A 17827-nucleotide genomic window follows, 5' to 3' on the forward strand; every position below is an offset into this window, starting at 1 on the left:
GCTCCTCATGAGGGAATTCACCGCTCGGGGATGACGAATATCATGGGCTGTGTTGCGACACGTCATGCGCGTGAAAGCGCGCAAGAGTAGGAGGGTTCAACCATGTTGACTTCCGAGACCCACAACCCCGGACGAACGAGCAGCGAGGCGTTCAACGCCATCGACGAGGTCGGGGCGCATCCCGTCCTGCAAGTGCTTGTCGGCTTCTGCTGTTTCATCCTCGCCGAATTCCTGGGAGGGATCCTCGGCGTCAGGATCGGCGGGGATATCGGCCTCGGGGTCGGCGGCATCCTCGCGGCGATTCTCGCCGTCGGCGGCTATCTCCTCATCATGCGGTGCATCGCGAAGCGGTCGCCGGTCGAGATCAGGTCACCGGGGGCGTGGCGCGAGCTCGGCGCGGGCCTCACACTCGGCACCCTCCTCATGGGCATCGTCGTCGGGGTCGCCGCGCTCGCAGGCGCGTACCGAGCGACCGGGTTGAACCCGAATCCGGCAATCCTCGGCCTCGTGGGCATTTCGGTCATGGCGGGTGTCGCTGAGGAGATCCTCTTCCGCGGACTGCTCTTGCGCGTCCTCGAGCACCGTGTCGGCACGTGGTGGGCGCTCGGCCTTACCTCCGCGCTCTTTGGGGGCCTGCACCTGACGAACCCGGAAGCGACCCCCGGTGGCGCGCTCGCGATCGGTCTCGAGGCTGGGCTCCTTCTCGGAGCATGCTTCGTCGTCACTCGGCGGCTGTGGCTCGTGATGGGCGTCCACGCCGCATGGAATTTCGTCCAGGGCGGAATCTTCTCTTCAGACGTGTCGGGGACGGGTTCGGAGAACCACGGACTCCTCGCTGCAACGATTAACGGGCCTGCCGCGCTCACCGGCGGAACCACGGGCTTCGAGGGATCTCTCACAGCGCTTTTCGTCTGCCTCGCATGCGCGCTCGTCCTCCTCATCGTCGCAAAGCGGCGCGGACTCATCCTCACGCCCCGCGCGCGGGCCTGAGTCAGGAGAGCCCCTGAGGGCGCAGCCCCCGGCCCCGCTCGTCGATGCCGATCCTCCGGTAGGCGACCGGCACCCAGAACCACGACCACGCCGCGCCCGCGAGGCCGAGGATCCTCGTGATCGCCGTCGCCCACTCGACGTCCGACACGGCGACGATCGCGGAGACGAGGAAAGGGCCGACGACCGTACCGATCGTCGAGAGCGACTGCCAGACCCCGAGGAACTTCGACCGATCGACGTCGGGGGAGAGATCCGCGCCGATCGTCATGACGATCCCCGCGCCCAGGCCGTTCCCGAAGCCGACGAGGCAGGCGGCCGCGATGAACCACGCGGTCGAGGTGACGGTCGCGAGCAGGCAGAAGCCGACGCCCATCGCGAGGAGCGTCGGAATGAGCGCGGCCCTGCGCCCGTAGCGGTCGGTGATCCGCCCCGAGGGGTAGAAGACCGCGACGTCGAGGAGCGTGGAGATCGCGAAGGTCGCGGAGATCAGCTCGTTCGACACGCCGAGGTGCGCGCCGAGGAGCGGGATGACGACCTGCCGATTCGTCCGCACGAGCGCGAGGACGAGGACGCAGGTCGCGAGCAGGAGGACGGAACGACGATCCGCGCGCTCCCTCACGGGCCGCGCCTGCGCGAGCACCGGGTCGAGCGCCGCCGCGCCCGCTCCCGGGCCGACCATCTTCCCGAGGCGGAGCATTCCGCCGAGCATCGACATCCCGCGGGCGCGCCAGTGCGGCGGCACCGACTCGGCGACGTAGGCCTGGCGGGCGAGCGACCAGAGGTTCGAGGAGACGGCGAGCGCCGAGGCTGAGGACTGCGACATCCCGAGCGCGAGAGCCGCGAGGACCACCACGGGATCGAGCGCCCCGTAGCCCGTCGACCACACGAGCGAGGGGATGAACACGGGCAGGGCGAGGCGCGTCAAGGGGGAACGGGGCTCGCGGGGCGTGGGTCCAGTGTGCGCGTTCGCGGGCCGCCTCGCGCCGGGCGTCCGCACGAGGGCCTCGGATGAGTCGCGTTGCACGCGACCCGGTGCGCGCCCGTGCGCCGCGGTCGGCTAGAGTGGGGCGCGACGAAGATCCGGCCTCGACTCCCCGCCCACGGGCGAGGATTCCGAGGGCATCACCGGGGAGTCTCCGGAAGAACGGGAGCGGGCGACCGCGACTCAGTAGAACCGGACGGGAGGGCCCGACACAGCCCATGAAAGAAGCGGCCCCGCCCTCGTGAGGGGGAGGGGCAAGCGGGGTGGTACCGCGGGTCCCGGCGTCGCCGGTCCTCGTCCCTGTGAGACGAACAGACGAGGACACGATGACGAAGCACGGCTTCTACCCGCGCCACCGCGACACCGAGGTGGACGCGAGCCCGTCCTTCCCGCAGATGGAAGGCGAGACACTGGCCTTTTGGGCCGCCGATGACACCTTCCGGAAGTCCATCGACGCCCGGCCCGCCGGCAAGGGAGGGCAGAACGAGTTCGTCTTCTACGACGGACCGCCCTTCGCGAACGGCCTCCCGCACTACGGCCACCTCCTCACCGGCTACGTGAAGGACATCGTCGGCCGCTACCAGACGATGCTCGGCCACCGTGTCGAGCGCCGTTTCGGCTGGGACACCCACGGCCTTCCCGCCGAGCTCGAGGCGCAGCGCCTCCTCGGCATCGACGACGTCACCGAGATCACCCGCGAGGGCGGCCTCGGCATCGAGAAGTTCAACGAGGCGTGCCGCGAGTCGGTCCTCCGCTACACGAACGAGTGGGAGGACTACGTCACGCGCCAGGCGCGCTGGGTCGACTTCTCCAACGACTACAAGACCCTCGACCCCACGTACATGGAGTCGGTGATCTGGGCGTTCAAGCAGCTCTACGACAAGGGCCTCGCCTACCAGGGCTACCGCGTCCTGCCCTACTGCTGGCACGACCGCACACCCCTGAGCAACCACGAGCTCAAGATGGACGACGAGGTCTACCAGGACCGCCAGGACAACACGGTGACCGTCGGCATGCGCCTCACCGAGCCGCTCCTGCCCGGCGCCGTCAAGCCCGAGCTCGTCCTCATCTGGACGACGACCCCGTGGACCCTCCCGTCGAACTCCGCCGTCGCCGTCGGTCCGAAGGTCGAGTACGTCGTCGTGCGCGTCGCCACCGACCTCGACTCGCCGATCGCCGGGGAGAACGTCGTCCTCGCGAAGGACCTCCTCGGCTCCTACGCGAAGGAACTCGGCGAGAACCCCGAGATCCTCGCCGAGTACGTCGGCGCCGACCTCGTCGGCAAGCGCTACCACCCGATCTACGACTACTTCGACGATGAGGCGCACCGCGCCGAGGGCGCCGTCCCCGGCCCCAACGCCTGGCAGATCATCGCCGCCGACTACGTGACGACGACCGACGGCACCGGCCTCGTCCACCAGGCCCCCGCCTTCGGCGAGGACGACATGTGGACGTGCATGGAGTACGGGATCGGCACCGTCGTCCCCGTCGACGACGGCGGCGTCTTCACCTCCGAGGTCTCCGACTACGAGGGCCTTCAGATCTTCGACGCGAACAAGCCCGTCGTCGTCGACCTGCGGGACCAGACCGGCCCGATGGCCCGCCGCGATCCGTCGATCCGCGCCGTTCTCGTCCAGCAGAAGTCGTACGTCCACTCGTACCCGCACTGCTGGCGCTGCCGCAAGCCGCTCATGTACAAGGCCGTGTCCTCGTGGTTCGTCAAGGTCACCGCGATCCGCGACCGCATGGTCGAGCTCAACCAGCAGATCACCTGGGTCCCCGAGCACACGAAGGACGGGATCTTCGGGAACTGGCTCGCCGGCGCCCGCGACTGGTCGATTTCCCGCAACCGCTTCTGGGGCTCGCCGATCCCCGTGTGGCGGTCGGACGACCCGCGCTACCCGCGCGAGGACGTCTACGGCTCCTTCGAAGAGCTCGAGCGCGACTTCGGCGTGAAGGTCGACAACCTCCACCGCCCCTACATCGACGAGCTCGTCCGCCCGAACCCCGACGACCCGACCGGCAAGTCGATGATGCGCCGCATCCCCGACGTATTCGACTGCTGGTTCGAGTCCGGTTCGATGCCGTACGCGCAGGTCCATTACCCCTTCGAGAACCAGGAGTGGTTCGAGTCGCACTACCCGGGCGATTTCATCGTCGAGTACATCGGGCAGACGCGCGGCTGGTTCTACACGCTCCACGTCCTCGCGACGGCGCTCTTCGACCGCCCCGCGTTCACGTCCGTCGTTTCGCACGGCATCGTCCTCGGCGACGACGGCCGCAAGATGAGCAAGTCGCTGCGCAACTACCCGGACGTCAACGGCGTGTTCGACACCTACGGGTCGGACGCGATGCGCTGGTTCCTCATGAGCTCGCCCGTCGTGCGCGGCGGCAACCTCATGGTGACCGACGCGGGCATCCGGGACACCGTCCGCCAGGTCCTCCTCCCGATCTGGAACGCGTACTACTTCTTCACCCTGTACGCGGGGGCGGCCAAGGGCGGCGCGGGGTACGAGGCCCACGAACTCGACCTCGCCGACGCCTCGGTCGTCGCGGGACTGCCCGAGATGGACCGCTACCTCCTCGCCCATACGCGGGGCCTGGCGAACGACGTGCGCGCCGCGCTCGACTGCTACGACATCGCGAAGTCGTGCGAGCTCGTCCGCGACTACCTCGACGTCCTGACGAACTGGTACGTCCGCACGCAGCGTCAGCGCTTCTGGGACGAGGATGCGGCGGCGTTCGACACGCTCTACACGGCGCTCGTGCGCCTCATGGAGACCGCCGCGCCGCTCCTCCCGCTCCTGGCCGAGGAGATCTGGAAGGGCCTCACCGGCGGCGAGTCCGTGCACCTCGTCGATTTCCCGACCCTGCCCGACACGGTCGCTGACGATGCGCTCGTCGCCGCCATGGACGAGGTCCGCGAGGTCGTCTCGACCGCGCACGCGCTTCGCAAGGTCAACCAGCTGCGCGTCCGCCAGCCCCTCGCCGGCATGTCCGTCGTGTCCGAGCAGGCAGCGGCGCTCGCGCCCTTCGGCGCGCTCGTCGCCTCCGAGGTCAACGTCAAGGAGGTCCGCTTCCTCACGCCCGACGAGTCCGGCCTCACGGCGAACACGGAGCTCGCGCTCAACCCGCGCGCCTTCGAACCGTCGATCCGCAAGCTCACCTCCGCGCTCTTCAAGGCGCAGAAGGCGGGGGACTGGAGCGTGTCCGAGGACGGCGCGTCCTGCGAGTTCCCGGGCGTCCTCGTCGACGGTGCGCCGGTCGTCCTCACCGGCGATCAGTTCTCCGTCTCGACCTCCGTCGACGCGGTCGAGGGCCAGGTCGCCGACGTCATGGCGAACGGCACCGTCGTCGTCCTCGACACGGCGCTCACGCCCGAGCTCGAGGCCGAGGGCTACGCCCGCGACGTCGTCCGCGCCGTCCAGGACGAGCGCAAGAACGCCGGCCTTCACATCTCCGATCGCATCGCGCTCGCCCTCGGCGTTCCCGCCGAGCGCGTGGCGGCCGTCGAGGCGCACCGCGAGATGATCGCCCACGAGACCCTCGCCCTCGAGGTGACGGTCGTTCCGGCCGAGACGCTCGAGGTGTCCGTGGCGAAGCGCTGAGCGATCGTCCGCCGCTCCGCCCTCGATCGACGAGGGCGGAGCGGCGGATCGGGTCGAACCCGGGGCCGGGGCGGTATCCACTGCCCCGGCCCCGTTTCATACGGTGTTCGTTTGCCTCGATGACGCGCGTGCGTGCCCGAGAATTCGGTCGCAATGCAAACGGGGTCCGACGGCACGCCGAAGTCGACGCTCAATCGCGCGGGGGCGACTGGCCGCCGCTTCCGAGGCGGCCCGGAGTGTTCGGCTCGACGACCCAGTGGCCGTTGCGTCGCGCTCCGATTCGCCGGATACGACCCTCCTTCTTCAGTCGGGCGATGACGCGTTCGACCTGGCGCGCGCTCACGCCGACTGTCGTCGCGAGGGTCGCCATCGACATCGAGGGGTCCGCGCGAAGCTCACGGAGGATACGGGACGCGCTGTCACCGTCCCCTGGGTTCGGCTCGTCCGACCCGTCGACGTCGACGAGCTCGCGCAACGAGGCGGCGAGCATCGAGAGCATGAATTCGACGAAGGTCGTCGCCTCCCCGGCGGCGTCGCTTCGGCGCAGCGCAGCGTAGTAGTCCTCCTGGTGATCCTTCACGACCGACTCGACGGGAAGCCAGGCGAAGAGGGGATTCCATCGCGCGAGGACGACCGTCTGCCAGAGCCGGCCCATTCGACCGTTCCCGTCCCGGAAGGGGTGGATGAACTCGAATTCGTAGTGGAAGACGCACGAGGAGATGAGCGGGTGCGCGGCCGTCGTGCCCAGCCACTCGAGAAGGTCAGCCATCGCTGTACCGACGTATTTCGCGGGCGTGCCCGCGTGGATCAGCCGGTCGGAGTCGAAGACCCCGACGTTCGTACTCCGCAGGCGACCCGCTTCGTCGACGAGGCCGCCCATGAGCATCCGGTGCGCGCGAAGGAGATCGTCGATCGCCACCGGATCGAAGGTCTCGAGTGCCTCGTAGGTATTGATCGCGTTGCGCACCTCGAGAAGATCGCGCGGAGGCGCGAGGACCCGTCTCCCATCGAGAATCGCACTCACCTGGACGAGCGAGAGGGTGTTCGCCTCGATGGCGAGTGAGGAGTGGATCGTTCGGATGCGATTCTCGCGCCTCAACCGGGGACTGCGATCGAGGCGCCCGCGAGCATCGACGCGGCCGGCGAGCTCGCCGATTTCGGCGACGAGCGAGACGATCGCATCGGTGAGGGACAAGGGCGGCTCATAGGTCATACCGACATTATTCCGACAGTATTCCGACATGCGCATACGGATGCTCTATGGAACATCATCGCGCGCATGACTGCATGACCGTCAGCGCACGCCTTCGCCGGGGAGGGCGCCGGCCCGCGGAGCCCGATCGGGCACGCCCGAGTAGACTGGGCGACTGCCGTTTCCCCGCCGGGAAAACGCGCCGCCCCGCCCTCGTCGATCAGGAGGCCCCCATGGCGAATGACCACCCCGCGTTCTTCGGGAACGACGCCGAGCCCGCCCACGAGCCCGGTGCCATCCCCGCCGACCTCCTCCCGTACCTCGAGGCGGCTGACGCTCCCGACGAGCTCGCCCTGACGGACGTCACCGGGCAGAGCGACGAGGATGAGGCCGAGGACGAGCGGACCGCGGCCCTGCGCGCGCTCGTCGAGTCGTCCCTGCTCCTCGGGCCCGACCCCTCGATTCTCGCCGAGATCGAGGACGACGAGGTCGACGACGAATTCTCCGAGGACGCCGCTGCGGCCCGCGCCGAGCGGGAGAGAGCCGCACACGACGCGGCCCTCGAGGCCGCCGCCGACTCCGTCGCCCTCGACGAGCGGGTCGCCTCGATCTACGACGCGATCGTCGCGCGCGCACCCGAGCACAAGTTCGACCCGACCGTCGACCGCGTCCGCGCGGTCCTCGACATCCTCGGCGATCCCCAGAACTCCTACCCCTCCGTCCACATCACCGGGACGAACGGGAAGACCTCGTCCGCGCGGATGATCGACGCGATGCTCACCGCCTTCGGCGTGCGCACCGGCAGATTCACGAGCCCCCACCTCATCGACGTGCGCGAGCGGATCTCCCTCGAGGGCGCGCCGATCTCGCGCGAGGGCTTCGTCGCGGCGTGGGAGGACGTCGCCCCCTACATCGAGATGATCGACGAGAAGTCGCTCGCCGAGGGCGGTCCCCGCCTCTCCTTCTTCGAGGTCTTCACCGTCATGGCCTTCGCTGCCTTCGCCGACCACCCCGTCGACGCCGCGGTCGTCGAGGTCGGGATGGGCGGCCTCTGGGACGCGACGAACACGATGGACGCCGGAGTATCCGTGATCATGCCGATCGACCTCGACCACACCAAGTGGCTCGGCTCTTCGATCCGCGAGATCGCGACCGAGAAGGCGGGGATCATCAAGCCCGGGCAGATCTGCGTCATCGCCGCCCAGCCCGAAGAGGCACTCGACGTGCTCCTCGAGCGGGCCCGCGAGGTCGACGCGATCGTGCGGCTCGAGGGCCGCGACTTCGAGGTCCTCGACCGGCAGATGGGGGTCGGCGGTCAACTCGTCACGATTCGGACGCCCGCCGCGACCTACGCCGACGTCTTCGTCCCGCTCTTCGGCGAGCACCAGGCCCACAACGCCGCCGCCGCCCTCGTCGCCGTCGAGGCGTTCATGGGCGGGCGCGAGCTCGACGGGGCGACGGTCGAGCGCGGCATGATGGCCGCGACCTCGCCCGGGCGCCTCCAAGTCGTCCGCACCTCTCCGACGATCCTCGTCGACGCCGCCCACAACCCGGCGGGCGCCCGCGTCCTCGCCGACGCGCTCGAGGACGCGTTCCCCTTCAAGCACGTCGTCGGCGTCTACTCGGCGATGGGCGACAAGGACATCGAATCCGTGCTCGCCGAGATGGAGCCGCGGCTCGACTCGCTCGTCGTCACCTCGATGCCGGGGGAGCGGGCCGCGACCCTCGAAACGCTCGAGGAGATCGCCCGGGACGTCTTCGGGCCCGACCGGGTCGAGGCGCGCGACGACCTCGCCGAGGCCGTCGACCGGGCCGCCGAGCTCGCCGAGGCGACGACCGACCCCGCGGACCGCGCCGGAGTCGTCGTCTTCGGGTCGGTCGTTCTTGCAGGGCGCATGCTCGAAGTTGCAGGCATTCGTCCATAGAACGCGATGATCTGCCGTTTCCGGTAGTGGACGGGCGGTCGAGGTGGCACCATTGGCGCTGAGTCGACCACTCGCCAGATGCAAGGAGGCACCATGAAGAAGCTGGTCAACGACGTTCACAACGTCGTCAAGGAAACCCTGGAGGGCTTCGCCCTCGCCCACGCCGATCTCGTCGAGGTCCACCTCGACCCCGATTACGTCACCCGCGCCACCCCGAAGGCCGAGGGCAAGGTCGGCATCATCTCCGGCGGCGGCTCCGGACACGAGCCCCTCCACGCCGGATTTGTCGGCCTCGGCATGCTCGACGCCGCCGTCCCCGGCGCCGTCTTCACCTCGCCGACCCCCGACCCGATCCTTGAGGCCACGAAGGCCGCCGACCACGGCGCCGGCGTCCTCCACATCGTGAAGAACTACACCGGTGACGTCCTCAACTTCGAGACGGCCGCCGAGATGGCCGAGATGGAGGAAATCGAGGTCCGCTCCGTCGTCGTCAACGACGACGTCGCCGTCGAGGACTCCCTCTACACCGCGGGCCGTCGCGGCGTCGCCGGCACGATCTTCGTCGAGAAGCTCGCGGGCGCCGCCGCCGAGCGCGGCGACGACCTCGACGCCGTCACCGCCGTCGCCGAGCGCGTGAACTCCGAGATGCGGTCGATGGGCCTTGCCCTCGGCCCCTGCACCGTCCCGCACGCCGGCAAGCCCTCCTTCGAGCTCGGCGACGACGAGATCGAGCTCGGCATCGGCATCCACGGCGAGCCCGGCTACCGCCGCGGCGCGATGGAGCCCGCCGACGCGCTCATCGAGGAGCTCTACACGAAGGTCCGCGACGACCTCGCCCTCAAGGCCGGCGAGCGCGTCATCACCCTCGTCAACGGCATGGGCGGCACGCCCTCGTCCGAGCTCTACATCTGCCACCGCCGCCTCGCGCAGCTGCTCGAGGCCGACGGCGTGGAGATCGCCCGCTCGATGGTGGGCAACTACGTGACGAGCCTCGAGATGCCGGGCGTGTCGGTGACGCTCCTGCGCGTCGACGACGAGCTCCTCGACCTGTTCGACGCGCCGGTGGCCACACCGGCCTGGAAGTGAGGACCCCTATGGCACTGGACGCCGCATGGGCGAACCGTTGGATGACGCTCACGCGCGAGGCGATCGCCGAGCAGCGCGAGTACCTCATCGACCTCGACCGTCAGATCGGCGACGGCGACCACGGGGAGAATCTCGACAGAGGATTCACGCAGGTCGTCGCCGCTCTTGAGGCGAAGCCCGCCGAGAGCGTGCAGGATGTCCTCAAGGTCGTCGCCAAGACGCTGATGTCGACGGTCGGCGGGGCCGCCGGGCCGCTCTACGGCACCGCGTTCCTCCGCGCTGCGAAGGCCGCCGCCTCCGAGCCCGTCGACGCCGTGGGCGCCTCCGCCCTCGTCGCCGCCGCCCTCGAGGGCATCCAAGCGCGTGGCAAGGCCGAGCGCGGCGAGAAGACGATGGTCGACGCGTGGGGCCCGGCCTCCGACGCCGCGAAGGCGGCCGCGGAGTCCGGCTCCGAGCCACTCGAGGTGCTGAGGGCCGCCGCTCTCGCCGCCTCCGAGGGCGCCGCCGCCACCGAGCCGCTCCAGGCGACGAAGGGGCGCGCGTCCTACCTCGGGGAGCGCTCGAAGGGCCACCTCGACCCGGGCGCCGTCTCCTCGTCGATCATCCTCGCCAAGGCCGTCGAAGCGGCCGAGGAGGCCTGATGCCGCGCGTCGCATTCGTCATCGCCTCGCACTCCGACCTCCTCGCCCGAGGGGTCGTCGAACTCGCCTCCCAGATGGCACCGGACGTCCGCTTCGAGGCGGCCGGCGGCACCGACGACGGCGGGATCGGCACGTCCTACGACAAGATCGACGCGGCCGTCGAGGCCGCGCTCGAGTCGGTCGGACGCGACGAGGGCGCGGGCGTCGTCATCCTCACCGACCTCGGGTCGGCGACCATGACGGTTGAAGCGGTGCTCGACTTCGCCGACGATCCCGACCACCTCGTGTTCGTCGACGCCCCCGTCGTCGAGGGGACGATCGCCGCGTCGGTGCGCGCCCAGCTCGGGGACTCCCTCGGGCAGGTCGTCGCCGCCGCGCGCGGGGTCTGCGCCCCGGTGCCCGAGGCGTCCGCGGCCGCGCCGCTCCACCCCGAGCCGACCGCCTCGACGGGCGATGACGAGGTCGTGGCCACGGCCGTCGTCGCGGATCCTGCGGGCCTCCATGCCCGCCCGGCCGCCCTCCTCGCGAGGGTCGCCGGCGGATTCGACGCCGAGGTCCTCCTCGACGGCGCCGACGCCGGCTCGGTCCTCGAGCTCATGGCGCTCGGCGTCAAGCAAGGGCAGACCGTGACGCTCCGCGCCTCCGGACCCGAGGCGGCGGAGGCCCTCAAGGCCGTCGTCGACACCCTCGAATCCGCCGAATAGTTGCACCACGGAAGGGCCCGCGTCCAGCCCGGACGCGGGCCCCTTTCCCGGGCTCGCGTCGCGGACTTTCGTCCCGTATGATCGGCGCGATTCGAACTGAAGAAATCACTACTACTGGAAGGTGGGACGATGCCGACCCCTGACCTCCTCGACTCGAACAAGGAACACACGCTCGTCCTCGTCAAGCCCGACGGGTTCGCCCGCGGACTCACCGGCGAGGTCCTCCGCCGCATCGAGGCGAAGGGCTACGTCCTCAAGGGCCTCAAGATCAAGAAGGCATCGAAGGAGCTCCTCGAGGAGCACTACGCCGAGCACCGCGAGCAGCACTTCTTCAAGCCGATGGTGGAGTTCATGGCCTCGGGTCCGCTCGTCGCCGTCGTCGTCGAAGGAGACCGGGTCATCGAGGGCATGCGGATCCTCATGGGCACGACCAACCCGACTCTCGCGGCCCCCGGAACCATCCGCGGCGACCTCGGGCGCGATTGGGGCTCGAACCACGTGGAGAACGTCGTCCACGGATCCGATTCCCCGACCTCGGCCGAGCGCGAGATCGCTTTGTGGTTCCCGGAGCTCGTCTACCACGACTGATGAACCCCCGGGGGAGGCGAATCCCCCGATCCGGGCCGATCGTGAAGCGGCGCCCGCACCGTGCGGGCGCCGCTTTCCACGTATTCTTGGCCCGTGCACCTCAAGACCCTGTCGCTCCGCGGCTTCAAGTCGTTCGCGAGCGCAACGACGCTCCGGCTCGAGCCGGGCATCACGTGCGTCGTCGGGCCGAACGGTTCGGGGAAGTCGAACGTCGTCGACGCCCTCGCCTGGGTAATGGGGGAGCAGGGCGCGAAGTCGCTCCGCGGCTCGAACATGTCGGACGTCATCTTCGCGGGCACCTCGGGCCGCCCGGCGCTCGGTCGCGCCCAGGTGGACCTTACGATCGACAACTCCGACGGGGTCCTGCCGATCGACTACACCGAGGTGACGATCACCCGGACGCTCTTCCGGGGCGGTGGCTCTGAGTACGCGATCAACGGGACGCCCGCCCGCCTTCTCGACATCCAAGAGCTCCTCTCCGACACCGGCATGGGGCGTCAGATGCACGTCATCGTCGGGCAGGGCCGCCTCGACTCGATCCTCCAGGCGACGCCCGAGGAGCGGCGCGGTTTCATCGAAGAGGCCGCCGGAGTGCTCAAGCACCGCCGCCGCAAGGAGCGGGCGCTGCGGAAGCTCGCCGACATGGACGCGAACCTCGTCCGCGTCCTCGACCTCACCCAGGAGATCCACCGTCAACTCGGTCCGCTTGCCCGCCAGGCGCGCACCGCCCGCAAGGCCTCGCTCATCCAGGCCCGCGTGCGCGACGCGAGGGCGCGCCTCCTCGCCGACGACCTCGTGAATGCGCGCGAGCGCCTCGCCGCCCAGTCGGCCTCCGACCAGCGACTCGCCGAGCGGCGCGCCGCGATCGAGACGGCGATGGAGTCGATCCAGGGCGAGATCCGCGCCCTCGAGGAGCGCGAATCCGCCCTCGTCCCCGCCCTCGAGCGCGCGAACCGCCAGTGGCAGGAGATCACCGCGCTCCACGAGCGGCTGCGCGGCGCCCTGAGGACCGCCGAGGAGCGCGTCCGCCACCACTCGCGCGCCGAATCCGCGCCCGAGGGCGAAGATCCCGACGTCCTCGACGCCCGCGCGAAAGAGGCCGGTGAGGAGGACGGACGCCTGCTCGAGGAGGTCGACCGCGCGCAGATGGCCCTCACCGCGCTCGTGCGCGAGAAGGACGAGGCCGAGGCCGAGGACGAGAAGGCGGCCTTGGAACTCGCCCGAGTCAACCGGGTCCTCGCCGATCATCGCGAGCGGATCGCCCGACTCACCGGCGACGTCGGAAGCGCCAGAACCCGCCTGGAGGCCGCCGAGAACGAGGCCGAGCGCTCGGCCCGCGCCGCCGCCGAGGCCGACGAGCGCGCGAAGGCCGCCGAAGCGGCACTCGCCGAGGCGCCCGAACCCGAGCAGTCGATCGGGGGAGCGGGGGAGGCCCATCAGAGGGCCGTCGCCGCGCGCGACGCCGCTCGTGCGAAGGTGGACGAGCTCCTCGTCGCCGAGCGCGAGGCGCGCGCCGACCGCGCCCACTGGGAGGCGCGCCGCGACGCCCTCGCTCAATCCCTCGTCCGCGACGATGACACCGCTCACCTCATCGGGAGAGACGGCGTCCTCGGCGCGGTGCAGGACCTTCTCCGCGCGGACAAGGGCGCCGAGAACGCGCTCGCCGCCCTCCTCGCGCCCTTCGCGGACGCCGTGCTCGTCGACTCGCTCGACACGGCTTCCAGCGAGGTCGCGCGCGCCGAGAAGTCCGGCGCGGGCCAGATCCGCATGGTCGTGTCGTCCGCCGTGTCCTCCTCGGTCGGCAAGGACGGGGCCGGACGCCCCGATGGAACCGCTCCCGCCGGATCGGCCTGGGCCCTCGACCTCGTCGATGCGCAGGCTCCGCTGACCGCGCCGCTCGCACAGCTTCTCGCTGGCGCCGTCGTCGCCGATGACCTCGAGGCGGCGCGCGAGGCCCTCGCCGACGAGCGCGTCGTCGTCGCCGCGACGCGCTCCGGTTCCGTCCTCCGTCGCGCCTCCGTCGTCGGCTCGGGCACGCCGACGGACTCCCTCCTCGCCTTGCGCTCCCAGCACGACGACGCCGCCGCGCGGGCCGAGGCCGCCGCCTCCCGTGCGCTCAAGGTCGACGCCGAGCTCGCCGAAGCGAACGCGGTCCTCGACGCGGCGATCCGCGGGGCGAACGACGCCCTGCGGGCCCTGCGCGCCGAGGACGCCGAGAAGGCGAAGGCCGCCCAGGAAGCCGCCCGCCTCCACTCCGCCGTGCAGGCCGCGAAGGCCGAAGCCGAGCGCGCCGCGTCGACCGCCCGCAAGGCCGTCGACCACGTCGAATGGGCGCGCGAGCGCGTCGCGGAGGCCGCCGCCCGCCTCGAGGAGTCGAACGGGACCGGGCCGTCCGAGGACCTCGACGCCGCGAAGCTCCGGGCGGAGAAGGCACAGACCGGAGCCCGCGCGGCCCGCGAAGCGGAGACGAACGGGCGCCTCGCGCTGCGCGCCCTCGAGGAGCGCTCCCGCCAGGCGCAGTCCCGCGCCCGGAACCTCCGGGCCACCGCCGCGAAGGAGCGCGACGACCGGCGCCGCCACGCCGAACGAGAGGCCCGCCGGCTGCGCGCCCTCGACGCCGCGAAGGAACTCGAACGCGATGCCCGTCTCGGCGTGGAAGCCGCGGCGAAGGCTCTCGAGGAGGCCGTCTCCGCGCGCTCCGGCGACGAGGAGGCGCGCCGCGACATCGCCGAGGCTCTTTCAGGGGCGCGCAAACGACTCGAAACGGCGCGCGCCGAGTACGCCGAGGCGACCGGTGCCGCCCAGCGCGACGAGATCGCGCGCACGCAGCTCCAGCTGCGCGTCGAGGACTTCGAACGGCGCGCCCTCGAGGATCTCTCGCTCGAGCCTGACGCCCTCGTCGAGGAATTCGGGCCGCACACCCTTGTTCCGCGCTTCCCCTCCGAACCCGATGAGGAGATCGAGGCGAACGCCGATCCCTTCATCCGCTCCGAGCAAGAGCGCGCGCTGGAAAAGGCATCGAAGGAGCTCGATCGGCTCGGCCGCGTCAACCCCCTCGCCCTCGAGGAGCATGACGCCCTCGCGAAGCGCCACGAGTTCCTCGTTTCCCAGGTGCGGGACCTGCGCGAATCGAAGGCCGATCTCCTCCGGATCATCGACGACGTCGACCGCCTCGTCGAAGAGGCCTTCGCCTCCGCATTCGCCGACACGCGCGAGCAGTTTGCCCACACTTTCGACGTCCTGTTTCCCGGCGGCAAGGGGGATCTTGTCCTCACGGATCCCGACTCGATGCTCGACACCGGCATCGAGATCGAGGCGCGCCCGGCCGGCAAGAAGGTCAAGCGCATGTCGCTCCTCTCCGGCGGCGAGCGCTCCCTCGCGGCGATCGCGTTCCTCGTCGCGATCTTCAAGGCCCGGCCATCGCCCTTCTACGTCATGGACGAGGTCGAGGCCGCGCTCGACGACGTCAACCTGTCGAGGCTCCTCACGATCTTCACGGAGCTGCGCGAGGAGTCGCAGCTCATCGTCATCACGCACCAGAAGCGGACGATGGAGATCGCCGACGCGCTCTACGGCGTTACCATGCGCGACGGCGTCACCGGCGTCGTATCGCAGCGACTCGCGCGCTAGCCGTCAGCGGCCAGCGGGTCGGAGGGGCCGGCGGGAGGACGCGAACGCGGAACGGGCGGTACCGCTGTCGCGGTACCGCCCGTTCTTCGCCGGTCTTGGGACTCAGGCCTCGAGGAGGAGGCTTCGTTCGTCGAGGATCTCGGCCGCGCGCGTCGCGATCGCCGCGAGGTGCTCCGAGGCGTGGTGCGCGCAGAAGAAGAGACGGCCGCCGGACTCGAGGGTGACGCGCACCCAGGCGCGGGCGCCGCACTGGTCGCAGCGGTCCGCCGCCGTCAGCTCGGCATCGTTCACGGAACTGGGTCGTTCGAGAGTCATCGCGGTCATGGCTCCATTGGACACCATCGGCGGGCGCACGCGCCCGCCGAGTCCACCGATGTTCACCGCTGGCGCAATTCCCTCCTCGCCCGAGCCCCCTTCTCTCTTGCCGAGAGCATTACCGAACCCCCGCCGACGGCATTACCCTCTCCCCGTCGAGAGCATCACGTTGGTGCGTCGAGAGCATTACGTTGGTGCGTCGAGGGGATGTGGGTGCGCCGTTTCGGCGTGTTGCTGTGGGTGGGTGTGTTGTCGCGGTGTGCGTGGGTGTTGTGTCCACAGGTGATGCCNCGTCGAGAGCATCACGTTGGTGCGTCGAGAGCATTACGTTGGTGCGTCGAGGGGATGTGGGTGCGCCGTTTCGGCGTGTTGCTGTGGGTGGGTGTGTTGTCGCGGTGTGCGTGGGTGTTGTGTCCACAGGTGATGCCGGGGTCCTGGCGCGTTCGCCGGTTCGTCTCGTACGGTGTGAGGCATGACGCACCGGCCCGCGCGACGACGCGCCACGCTTCTCATGGTCTGTACCGCTGCCGTCTTCGGCGTTGCCGCGTGCTCGACCGATGCTTCGTTGGCCTCCGGCCAGTCCTTGCCGTCGACCGGCTCCTCTCAGTCGGCGCGGGTGCGGATGTCGGGCGGGTACGTGATGAACGAGGACGGGACTCTCCAACAGCCCGAGACGAATGCGACGGTGCCGAAGTTGAATCCGGCGGCTCTCCAGTTCACCCCGGAAGGAGCCGAACTCGCCGCACGTCATTTCCTTGCGCTCACCGAGTACGCCTGGGCCACCGGCGACACCCAACCCATGAAGAACTTCAGTTCCGAAGAATGCGAAGCCTGTGCTGATATGGCCAGGAATGTCGATTCGCTCTATTCGAATGGGGGATGGACGTCGGGCACGTTGTATCGAGTCAAGAGCATCGATCACATCGAACTCGTTGAAGATGGTCTAGCCAAGCCCGACACATATGGAGTCGCCATGACTCTTGATCAAATCGGTGGAACCAGGTACGAAGCAAGACAACTCTCCGAAGACGAAACTGTGCCGATTCGATTGGCATTCTTCGTCAATTGGAATGGAACTTCATGGTTAATTGACGGTGCGAGCACGTTAGCCACGAACAATGTCTAGAGCAACCGGTACCATCCTTCTCGCGACATTTCTTGGGCTCGCAGCGACGGGTCCTGTAGCGGCCGATCCTAGGAATTCCAGTGACTGGGGCTCGGTAGCATCCGGAAGCAATGTAAGCAGTTGGGCTCAACAGGTATATGCCCCGACGGTCGGCCGAAATCCAGTGAGCGGTTCTTTGGCACCTTCGTCGCAACCTTCTCCTCCGCCGAAGGTGGGGTTGTTGCGGTGTTTGGAGGTGTCGTGGGCTGTGGGGGATCCGTTGGTTCCCGAGTGCGAGACCTACTTCTGGTTGCCGGGTCCCAATGGCCCGGAGTTGATGGCGAACCCCTCCCCGGGTGCTCCAGAACCCGGGGCCGCCATGCCCGTCCCCACACCGGCGGAAATCATCGAGTACGCGGTCGCCACCGTCACCGCCGGCGGGTCCGGACTCACCGTCCAACCCGCAGGAGACGCGCTCGTGGGGATCCCGAGCCTCGTCCACGCCGCCACCCCCACCCAGACCTTGGAGACGAGCCTGTTCGGCACGCGCGTGGTCGTGTCTTTGGAGGCGACGGGCTTCTCCTACGATTTCGGGGACGGCACCGCGCCGCTGGTCACGTCGGACCCGTCGGCCCCGTATCCGGTCACGCGCTTGGCTCACACGTATACGGCCGAGCAGGAGGGCGTGGTGGTCGTGTTGACGACCAGGTGGGCCGGGACGGTGACCAGTCCCTTCACGGGGGAGACCGCAACTGTTGACGGGGTGGTGACGACGAGTGAGTCGTCGGCGCCGTTCAACGTGCGCCGGGCTCGCATCGACTTGGTCGCCGACTGACCACCGCCCGCCGCCCGGACCGGTCTTCCCGCCGAACCACCCCGGGGGTCCCGGCCTCGTCAATCACCCCCCACGCCCGCACGAGCCCGGCCGCGCGCATCCCCTCGACGCACCAACGTGATGCTCTCGACGAAGCAACGTGATGCTCTCGACGCGGAGGGGGAGGGCGCGGGCGCGCGACCACGCGGCGGGTCGGCCCTCATCGGCGGGGCAGCGTGGAAACAGC

General features: G+C 69.6%; 13 protein-coding genes. 10 read left to right on the forward strand and 3 right to left on the reverse strand.

Annotated features, from left to right (window positions below; all coding sequences use genetic code 11):
- The first annotated feature begins 102 nt into the window (after window positions 1-102).
- Window positions 103-990, forward strand: a complete 888-nt coding sequence (locus DY157_RS03140) for a CPBP family intramembrane glutamic endopeptidase (protein ID WP_115727185.1) — start codon at window positions 103-105, stop codon at window positions 988-990.
- A 1-nt stretch (window position 991) separates the two neighbouring features.
- On the opposite strand, the gene DY157_RS03145 is transcribed toward DY157_RS03140, so the two are convergent.
- Complete coding sequence (locus tag DY157_RS03145) at window positions 992-1915, reverse strand: MFS transporter (RefSeq protein WP_235827050.1); 924 nt, start codon at window positions 1913-1915, stop codon at window positions 992-994.
- Between the two features lie 383 nt (window positions 1916-2298).
- Between DY157_RS03145 and ileS the strand changes: the two genes are divergently transcribed.
- A complete protein-coding gene (ileS, locus tag DY157_RS03150; RefSeq protein WP_115727187.1) occupies window positions 2299-5580 on the forward strand; it encodes an isoleucine--tRNA ligase in 3282 nt (1093 codons plus the stop codon).
- Between the two features lie 190 nt (window positions 5581-5770).
- Here ileS and DY157_RS03155 read toward each other — a convergent pair whose 3' ends face one another.
- The gene (locus DY157_RS03155; protein ID WP_115727188.1) at window positions 5771-6793 is read right to left on the reverse strand and encodes a Fic family protein; all 1023 of its coding nucleotides are present in this window, start codon (window positions 6791-6793) and stop codon (window positions 5771-5773) included.
- Between the two features lie 212 nt (window positions 6794-7005).
- Here DY157_RS03155 and DY157_RS03160 point away from each other — a divergent pair, with 212 nt between their 5' ends.
- The 6 genes from DY157_RS03160 to smc all read left to right on the forward strand — a co-directional run bounded on the left by DY157_RS03160 (window position 7006) and on the right by smc (window position 15346).
- Window positions 7006-8697: a bifunctional folylpolyglutamate synthase/dihydrofolate synthase gene (locus tag DY157_RS03160; protein ID WP_115727189.1), complete on the forward strand. Its 1692-nt coding sequence runs from the start codon at window positions 7006-7008 to the stop codon at window positions 8695-8697.
- A 93-nt stretch (window positions 8698-8790) separates the two neighbouring features.
- The gene (gene dhaK, locus DY157_RS03165; protein WP_115727190.1) at window positions 8791-9783 is read left to right on the forward strand and encodes a dihydroxyacetone kinase subunit DhaK; all 993 of its coding nucleotides are present in this window, start codon (window positions 8791-8793) and stop codon (window positions 9781-9783) included.
- Window positions 9784-9791: 8 nt separating this feature from the next.
- Entirely contained in the window at window positions 9792-10424 is a 633-nt protein-coding gene (dhaL, locus tag DY157_RS03170) for a dihydroxyacetone kinase subunit DhaL (protein WP_115727191.1), read from the forward strand.
- Window positions 10424-11128: a dihydroxyacetone kinase phosphoryl donor subunit DhaM gene (gene dhaM / locus DY157_RS03175; RefSeq protein WP_407923451.1), complete on the forward strand. Its 705-nt coding sequence runs from the start codon at window positions 10424-10426 to the stop codon at window positions 11126-11128. Before dhaL ends, dhaM begins: the two co-directional genes overlap by 1 nt.
- Before the next feature lie 129 nt (window positions 11129-11257).
- On the forward strand, window positions 11258-11716 hold the full coding sequence (gene ndk, locus DY157_RS03180) for a nucleoside-diphosphate kinase (protein ID WP_115727192.1): 459 nt from the start codon (window positions 11258-11260) through the stop codon (window positions 11714-11716).
- A 93-nt stretch (window positions 11717-11809) separates the two neighbouring features.
- Complete coding sequence (smc, locus tag DY157_RS03185) at window positions 11810-15346, forward strand: chromosome segregation protein SMC (protein ID WP_115727193.1); 3537 nt, start codon at window positions 11810-11812, stop codon at window positions 15344-15346.
- Between the two features lie 102 nt (window positions 15347-15448).
- On the opposite strand, the gene DY157_RS03190 is transcribed toward smc, so the two are convergent.
- A complete protein-coding gene (locus DY157_RS03190) occupies window positions 15449-15670 on the reverse strand; it encodes a DUF7455 domain-containing protein (RefSeq protein ID WP_115727194.1) in 222 nt (73 codons plus the stop codon).
- Between the two features lie 463 nt (window positions 15671-16133).
- On the opposite strand from DY157_RS03190, the gene DY157_RS11305 reads away from it, so the two are divergent.
- The gene (locus DY157_RS11305) at window positions 16134-16787 is read left to right on the forward strand and encodes a DUF6318 family protein (protein WP_160159429.1); all 654 of its coding nucleotides are present in this window, start codon (window positions 16134-16136) and stop codon (window positions 16785-16787) included.
- A gap of 358 nt (window positions 16788-17145) precedes the next feature.
- Window positions 17146-17601 carry a hypothetical protein gene (locus DY157_RS03195; RefSeq protein WP_160159430.1) on the forward strand — a complete coding sequence of 152 codons (456 nt, stop codon included), beginning with the start codon at window positions 17146-17148 and terminating at the stop codon, window positions 17599-17601.
- The last annotated feature ends 226 nt before the right edge of the window (window positions 17602-17827 follow it).

Source organism: Actinomyces culturomici, from assembly GCF_900499005.1.
Lineage (GTDB): Bacteria > Actinomycetota > Actinomycetes > Actinomycetales > Actinomycetaceae > Pauljensenia > Pauljensenia culturomici.